Raw genomic sequence first — 7446 nt, forward strand, 5'->3', positions numbered from 1 at the left:
CACGATATGCAGACAGCAGTCGAGCCCGGCGGCGACGCCGACGTGCTCTACGTCGACGACGGCGACATCGTAACCTCGGCCGGCGTCGCCGCCTTGCGTCCGCCGAGCAGTCCCGCGGCGGCGATTGCGAACGTGCCGAGGCACAGCCCCACGATCAGCGCGCCGCGCCGGTGGGCGCGGCCGAGCGCCTCGGCTAGCACCGCCGGAAGCGGGTCTTCGAGATCCTTCCAGCTTGGAATGATGACGATGTCGGCATCGTCGAGTGCCGCAAGCCCATGCGGGACGGCGATGGTCAGCCCGGCGTCGGTGTGGATCGGTCCCTCCTCCATAGCGCAGACGCGGAAATCGAAGCGCGGCAGGCCGAGCCTGGTGCGGTCGGTGCCGAACACCAGGCAAGGCACGGAGAGGTGGAAGGGGCTGATGCCGTCGAAGGCGATGACGGTGACGATCGGGTCGGCCATGGGAGCTCCGGGAGAAACAGGCAAGATTGTCCCAATTCTTTCGCACGATGTCAATCGGGACACTTTTGCCGCGTTGGCGCCGGGCCTAGCTTGTGCCCATCAACCCGATCGAAAGGAGATCGCCATGTCCGCACCAGCCAATACCGCCCAGCCGCGCCGCGCCCTCGTCGTCGTCGACGTCCAGAACGACTATGATGGCGGCAACCTCGCCATCCAGCATCCGCCGTTCGGCGACAGCGTCGTCAATGTGGCGCGCGCCATGGACGCGGCGGCGGAAGCCGGCGTCAAGGTAGTGGTCATCAAGCAGATGGCGCCGGAGACCTCGCCGATCTTCGCCAAGGGCAGCCATGGCGGCGAGCTGCATCCCGAGATCGCCGGGCGAAGCCGCGACCATTATGTCGAGAAGACGCTGCCCTCAGCCTTCACCGGCACCGATCTCGAGGCGTGGCTGCGCGCCAATGCCATCGATACGATCGCGGTCGTCGGCTACATGACGCACAATTGCGACCTGTCGACCATCATCCATGCCGTGCATATGGGCTTTGCGGTGGAGTTCCTGTCCGACGCCAGCGGCTCGGTGCCATACGCCAACAGCGCCGGCTATGCCTCGGCCGAGGACATCCACCGCGTGGTCACCATCATCCTGCAGTCGCGCTTCGCGGCGGTGCTCAAGACCGCCGAATGGATCGACTGCCTGAAGACCGGCGCCTTGCCGGAACGCGACACGATCTTTGCTTCCAACCAGCGCGCGCTGGCGCGCAATGCAGCCTAGCCGCACTCAAATCCGCAAATGAAAAGGGCGCCGCGAAAGCGGCGCTCTTTGTTTTCGCAGCCGAAAGGAAGCCTAGAACAGGCCTTCGATCTGGCCGACCTCGTTGAGGAAGATCTTTTCTGAAGACGGCGCCTTGGGCAGGCCGGGCATGGTCATGACCTCGCCGCAGATGATGACGACGAAGCCGGCGCCGGCCGAGAGCCGGACCTCGCGCACCGGTACGGTGTGGCCGGTCGGCGCGCCGCGCAGGTTCGGATCCGTCGAGAACGAATACTGGGTCTTGGCCATGCAGACCGGCAGGTTGCCGTAGCCGGCCTGCTCCCAGGCGTGCAGTTGGTCGCGGATCGACTTGTCGGCGATCGCCTCGTCGCCGCGGTAGATGCGCTTGACGATGGTGTTGACCTTCTCGAACAGCGGCATCTCGTCGGGATAGAGCGGCGAGAACTGCGAGGCACCGGATTCGGCGATCTCGACGACCTTTTTTGCCAGATCCTCGATGCCGGCGGAGCCTTGCGCCCAGTGCTTGCACAGGATCGCCTCGGCGCCCTGCGCCTTGACGAAGTCCTTCATCGCCTGGATTTCGGTCTCGGTGTCGGTGGTGAAGTGGTTGATCGCCACCACCGCCGGCACGCCGAACTGCTTCACGTTCTCGATGTGGCGGCCGAGGTTGAGGCAGCCCTTCTTGACCGCCTCGATGTTCTCCTTGCCGAGGTCTTCCTTCTTGACGCCGCCATTCATCTTCATGGCGCGCACGGTGGCGACGATGACTGCGGCCGCCGGCTTGAGGCCGGCCTTGCGGCATTTGATGTCGAAGAATTTCTCGGCACCGAGGTCGGCGCCGAAGCCGGCTTCAGTGACGACATAGTCGGCGAGCTTCAGCGCCGTCGTGGTGGCGACGACCGAGTTGCAGCCATGGGCGATGTTGGCGAACGGACCGCCATGGACGAAGGCCGGGTTGTTCTCCAGCGTCTGCACCAGGTTGGGCTGCATGGCGTCCTTCAACAGCACCGCCATGGCGCCGTCGGCCTTGAGGTCGCGGGCATAGACCGGCGACTTGTCGCGGCGGTAGGCGACGATGATGTCGCCGAGGCGCTTCTCGAGGTCCTTGAGGTCGGTGGCAAGGCACAGGATCGCCATCACTTCCGAGGCGACGGTGATGTCGAAGCCGCCTTCGCGCGGATAGCCGTTGGCGACGCCGCCGAGCGAGCAGATGATCTCGCGCAGCGCCCGGTCGTTCATGTCCATGACGCGGCGCCAGGCGACGCGGCGGGTGTCGATGCCGAGTTCGTTGCCCCAGTAGATGTGGTTGTCGATCAGCGCCGAGAGCAGATTGTGCGCCGTGGTGATGGCGTGGAAGTCGCCGGTGAAGTGGAGGTTCATGTCCTCCATAGGCACGACCTGCGCGTAGCCGCCGCCGGCGGCACCGCCCTTGACGCCGAAGTTCGGGCCGAGCGAGGCCTCGCGGATGCAGACGATCGCCTTCTTGCCGATGCGGTTGAGCCCGTCGCCGAGACCGACCGTCGTCGTCGTCTTGCCTTCGCCGGCAGGCGTCGGGTTGATGGCGGTGACGAGGATCAGCTTGCCGTCCTTGTTGCCTTTCACCGACTTGATGAACTCGGCCGAGACCTTGGCCTTGTCATGGCCGTAGGGCAAGAGATGCTCGGTCGGAATGCCGATCTTGGCGCCGATCTCCTGGATCTGTTTCTTCCTGGCGGCGCGCGCGATCTCGATGTCGGACTTCACTTCGGCCATGACGGCTTTCCTCTGGATTGGTCGGTGGAGGGGACGGGTTTGATGATCTGTGCATGTTCGAGACGCCGTGCGGGCGTGAGGGCATGTTCTAACCCTGTCGCTGCCGCGGCGTCAACTTTCATGCAACTATGTTTCCTGCGAAGAAAGAGTGTTCCTGCTGCCGGGCCGCTTTGGGTCGGCTGTCTCGAGCCCGGTCGTTGCGCCGTATAGAAGCCAGAGCGGATGCCGCGCCGCCGTCTCAAAACAGCCGCGCAATGCACCGAATGCGACAGGGGCGACGGCGCAAATCCGCAAGCGCCCTTGGCGAGAGGGATGCGGCTACTGCGTCAGCACGTTGCTGATCTCGACCATGTTGGAGCGCACCCTCAGCACGTAGAAACCCATCGTGGTCAGGTGGGTCGGCAGCAGCCAGCCGTCCTCGCGGCCGTTGGCGATGATGAAGGGCTGGATGCGCAGCGCCGAGACGAATTGCGAATCCATCGTGTCCCACAGGTTCTGCAGGTGCTTTTCCTTGATGACGTCCTCGAAGTCGGCCTGGGCGGCCTTCATCAGGCCGTAATAGCCATAGAGCTGGCCGTAGGCGAACCAGAAGCGGTCGTCGGCGCGGAAATCGAACCAGCCGTCATTGTGGTTCTCGGCGCGCTCCTTGAGGATTGCCGAGGTCGAGCCGATGTCGGACGAGATGCGGTCGATATATTGCTTGAGATTGTCGGCGCGGGCGTCGAACGTCGCCTGGCAGCTGGCCAGCCTTGCGTTGAAGGAGCGCAGCTTGCGCACGGCGTCGCGATAGTAGCTCGGGGTCGGCGTCTTCGGACCGAACGGATTGAGGCCGAAATACCAGGTTTCCTCGTCGAACTGCAGATTGCCGCGCGCATCCTGGAGATCGGCGTCGATCTGCGAGGTCGTGCGCACGCGGCCGAGATTGTCGGCAAGCTCCGTCGCCGTGCGCCGAACCGCCTGGTTGATGCCGCGCTGGAAGGAAGCCTTGTTGTCCATCCACGGCGTATGATCCCAGTCGATGCCGAACAGGCCGAGCTTGTAGAGGATCATCGACGAGATCCAGGCATTCTGGTTGACGTTGAAGTCGGTCAGATCGGCCGCCACCTGGGCGATCGCCGAGTTGCCGCAGGTCTTGGCCGTATCGGTGCCCGCGCCGGCCGAGACCTGCTCGCCGGCCGACACGTTGCGCTTCTCGAACGTGTAGGTGTCGGGATAGTTCGGGTTGAAATTGTTCCACCACTGGGTGGCGTAGAAGAAATTGGCGTAGAGGCCGATGAGCACCAGCAAGGCCAGGCCAACCACCGCCTTCAGGATCCAGCCGCGCTGCCCATACCAGCGGCCGGCCCACATGAACGGCCACAGGACGACGCCGACGAGAAGACCGATGCCGCGGCCGATCCACTGGAAGATCTGGGTGAAGAAACTCACAATCGGGTCAAGCATGGCTCTCGTCACCCCTCAATCAGTCAAGCCGTAAAGGCGCGTGCGGAACGCCGCCTTGTCTTTCAAATATGTGGTTTTCAGAACGTCCACAACATGCGAGCGCCAGGCGTCGCTGAAGCCGTCATAGTCCCTGTAGAAGCCGGGCTTGTTGAAGACGTAGCGCGAGACGAAGTCCTGCGGCACGAAGTCGGAGATCAGCTGGTTGGTCAGCCAGGCATCGGGATGGTCGGGCTTGGCGCGGATCACCAGGAAGCGCTGCTGCGGGAACACTTCCTCGATCTTGAGATGGCCATACTGGGCGATCTCGCGCTTGGCGGCGTTGAGGAAGGGGAAATTGCCGTCCCTGGTGATCAGGTCGGTATGGCCATGGATCCAGGTCTGCAGCCAGACCTTGTCGACGTCGGTCAGATTGCGGTTCGGCTCGGTGTCGCGGATCAGCGCCCGCACCACCATTTCGGCGCGATGCTCGAGATAGCCGGAGGCTTCGATCCAGGAGGCGCGCGGCAGCTCTATGCGGCCGGTCGCGGCGAGGAATTTGAACACCTTGTCGGCGTCCTTGATCGACAGATAGCTCACCTGCCACGGCCGCGAGCGGCGGAAACCGGGCGCGGCCGGATCGCTGATGACGGTGGTCATGTCGGGATCGACGAAGACGTAGAGGCCGCCGAAATGGCTGGTCCAGTAGGCGTTGTGGCGGAAGATCACCTGGTCGGGCACCAGCGCGTTCTCGCGGATGTCGCCGCAGACCTTGGCCAGCTCGACCATGCGCTCCAGCATGGCGTTGTCGCGCCAGGCGTCGGGCTCCTGCTTCAACCTGTCGACCAGCTTGCCGAGCTCGGCGGCCTTGCCGAGCACATCCTCTGCCGACAGCACCCTGAACTCGACCTGATTGATCGACAGCAGGTCCTCGATGTCGTCCACCTTGGGCACCGAGTCCTCGATCTCGCCGTAGATGACGTCCTTGATGGTCAGCGCGTCGATGGCGCGCTGGTTCTTGGACATGAACTCGAACATCAGCTGCGAGGTGTTTGAGAAGGCGGTGTGGACCACCGGCAGGTCGATCTGCGACGGCGTCAGGACGATGAAGCGGCGGTTGACCTCGTTGGGATCGAGATAGTCGTAGTCGCCGCATTCGTCGGCGACCTCGGGAGAGAAGCCGGTGCGGTCGATCTGGAAGCTGTTCAGCCTGGTGGGATTGAGGCCAAAGGCGACGAGCGCCTTGTTGTAACGCTGGATGAGATGCGGCTCGTCGACGGTCAGCAGCCTGCCGTAGATCAGCTCATTGTCGCGCAGAAGGTCGGGTTTCTTGGCAGGGTGGGTCATTTATGCCTTCTCCCCGTTCACGGGGAGAAGGTGCCCGAAGGGCGGATGAGGGGCGGCGCAAGCGTTCATCGTCTCTCTCCCGACGTGGCGGCCGGCAGAAATCTCACATCGACACCAATCATTTTGCGATCCAGCCGGCCATCAAGGGCTGCGATGATCGTATCAAGTACACTTGCGCGGCTGTTCAAAACATCCGCGTGCCAAACCCTCAATACCGACCAACCATTTCCATTCATCGTTTCATCTCTGTATCGATCCCGAGACCGACCCGCGTGCTGGCTGCCGTCGACTTCCACGACCAGATTAGCTTCACGACAGGCGAAGTCTGCGAAAAAGGGCCCAATCGGTAGTTGGCGAACAAACTTGTGGCCGTTCAATCGCCGTCCGCGCAGTTCATGCCACAATCTGTCCTCGGCATCGTTTTCAACCCTCCGTAGCTCACGGGCTCTCGTGACCTTCGGCTCATTTCCTCCACGCATGGCGCTGCCCCTCATCCGCCCTTCGGGCACCTCTCCCCGTGAACGGGGAGAAGGAAGATCATGCATTCCATAGCCCCTTCTTCTTCATCTCCTCGATTTCGCGCACGGCGCGGTCGCGCAGCCTGGTGTCGCGGATCATCTTGGTAACGGCGGCGTCGTCGGACTTGTCGGAATAGCGGAATTCCGAGTCGGCGTAGCGGTTGATCTCCTGCATGACCATGTCCATCGAGAACGGTCCGCGCAGTTCCTCGATCATCGCCTTCTTGTCGTCGTAGCTCTTGTGCATGAAGGCTTCCGGCTTCTCGAACCATTCGTCGGGCAGTTCGATGTCCATAGCGCGCATCTTGATGGCGTCGGTGACGTTCTTGATGGCGCGGCCGGTGAAGCGCGGCTCGGCATCCTTGATCATGTGCAGGTAGGTGCCGATATCGGTCATCGACTTGGGCGCGCCGTTGTCCTTCATGTAGCGCTCGTAGACCTTGATCAGCCCGTCTTCCTGCGGCTTTTCATGCTCCTCGTAGGCTTCCGCCACGGCGCGCTGGATTTCCTGCGCGGCATAGAGCTTGTGGTCGCCGAGCGGGATCTTGTGGTTCTTGCCGGCGAGCAGGACGAAGATGTCGATATAGTCGTCGCGGGACTGCGGCCCGTCGACCAGCCAGCGGGCGCCGGCGCGCTGGCGCAGCGCGTCATCGACATTCTCGGGATAATTGGAAAACATGCCGAAGGCGCAGTTGCCGCGCACCACCGTGCCGGCGCCGGCAAAGGCGTCCATCAGGACGCCGGTGATCTCCTGCTGGCCGGCCGAGGCGCGATCGTCGGAGCGCCGTGCCGCCACCTGGTCGATGTCGTCGATGGTGCCGAAGCCGATGACGCGCGGATTGAGCACGTTGTTGATGAACTGGCGGCAGTTCTGGCCGGACTTGCCCTGGTAGGACGAGATCTGGTCGACGCCGAAATTCTCGTAGGCGAAGGGATAGCCGGCGACCTGGCAGTAGTCGTTGACGAGGCCGGCGATCATCTGGATCAGCGTCGTCTTGCCGGTGCCCGGCGCGCCATCGCCGATGAAGGTGAACAGGAAGCCGCCAAGCTCGACGAACGGGTTCAGCTCGCGCTCGAAATCATAGGCCATCAGCATCTTGGCGAGCTTCACCGACTGGTATTTGGCGATGTGGTTGCCGACGACCTCTTCCGGCTTCTTGAAGGTCATCACCAGCGG

At 63.1% G+C, this 7446-nt stretch carries 7 protein-coding genes; 1 reads left to right on the forward strand and 6 read right to left on the reverse strand.

What is annotated here, in order from left to right; all coding sequences use genetic code 11:
- Positions 1-47: 47 nt before the first annotated feature.
- Positions 48-461 (reverse strand): DJ-1/PfpI family protein, encoded by a 414-nt coding sequence (locus tag EN780_RS22915; RefSeq protein WP_245500082.1) that lies wholly within the window; start codon positions 459-461, stop codon positions 48-50.
- A gap of 124 nt (positions 462-585) precedes the next feature.
- Between EN780_RS22915 and EN780_RS22920 the strand changes: the two genes are divergently transcribed.
- Positions 586-1233 carry a cysteine hydrolase family protein gene (locus EN780_RS22920; RefSeq protein ID WP_128275396.1) on the forward strand — a complete coding sequence of 216 codons (648 nt, stop codon included), beginning with the start codon at positions 586-588 and terminating at the stop codon, positions 1231-1233.
- Between the two features lie 72 nt (positions 1234-1305).
- Here EN780_RS22920 and EN780_RS22925 read toward each other — a convergent pair whose 3' ends face one another.
- The 5 genes from EN780_RS22925 to EN780_RS22945 form a co-directional block, all read right to left on the reverse strand.
- Positions 1306-2985 carry a formate--tetrahydrofolate ligase gene (locus EN780_RS22925; RefSeq protein ID WP_127391204.1) on the reverse strand — a complete coding sequence of 560 codons (1680 nt, stop codon included), beginning with the start codon at positions 2983-2985 and terminating at the stop codon, positions 1306-1308.
- 318 nt (positions 2986-3303) lie between these two features.
- A complete protein-coding gene (locus tag EN780_RS22930; protein WP_127285352.1) occupies positions 3304-4428 on the reverse strand; it encodes a DUF2333 family protein in 1125 nt (374 codons plus the stop codon).
- Positions 4429-4443: 15 nt separating this feature from the next.
- Positions 4444-5751 carry a DUF6638 family protein gene (locus tag EN780_RS22935; protein WP_128275397.1) on the reverse strand — a complete coding sequence of 436 codons (1308 nt, stop codon included), beginning with the start codon at positions 5749-5751 and terminating at the stop codon, positions 4444-4446.
- A 65-nt stretch (positions 5752-5816) separates the two neighbouring features.
- Positions 5817-6230, reverse strand: a complete 414-nt coding sequence (locus tag EN780_RS22940) for a DUF559 domain-containing protein (protein ID WP_128275398.1) — start codon at positions 6228-6230, stop codon at positions 5817-5819.
- Positions 6231-6288: 58 nt separating this feature from the next.
- On the reverse strand, positions 6289-7446 hold a 1158-nt coding region (locus EN780_RS22945; protein ID WP_133372681.1), incomplete at its 5' end, for an ATP-binding protein.

The organism is Mesorhizobium sp. M4B.F.Ca.ET.089.01.1.1, from assembly GCF_004022605.1.
GTDB classification, from domain to species: Bacteria; Pseudomonadota; Alphaproteobacteria; order Rhizobiales; family Rhizobiaceae; genus Mesorhizobium; species Mesorhizobium abyssinicae.

Coding starts and splice junctions, on each gene's coding strand:
- EN780_RS22920 (WP_128275396.1), top strand. CDS start 586: ATGTCCGCACCAGCCAATACCGCCCAGCCGCGCCGCGCCCTCGTCGTC.
- EN780_RS22940 (WP_128275398.1), bottom strand. CDS start 6,230: ATGCGTGGAGGAAATGAGCCGAAGGTCACGAGAGCCCGTGAGCTACGG.
- EN780_RS22930 (WP_127285352.1), bottom strand. CDS start 4,428: ATGCTTGACCCGATTGTGAGTTTCTTCACCCAGATCTTCCAGTGGATC.
- EN780_RS22915 (WP_245500082.1), bottom strand. CDS start 461: ATGGCCGACCCGATCGTCACCGTCATCGCCTTCGACGGCATCAGCCCC.
- EN780_RS22925 (WP_127391204.1), bottom strand. CDS start 2,985: ATGGCCGAAGTGAAGTCCGACATCGAGATCGCGCGCGCCGCCAGGAAG.
- EN780_RS22935 (WP_128275397.1), bottom strand. CDS start 5,751: ATGACCCACCCTGCCAAGAAACCCGACCTTCTGCGCGACAATGAGCTG.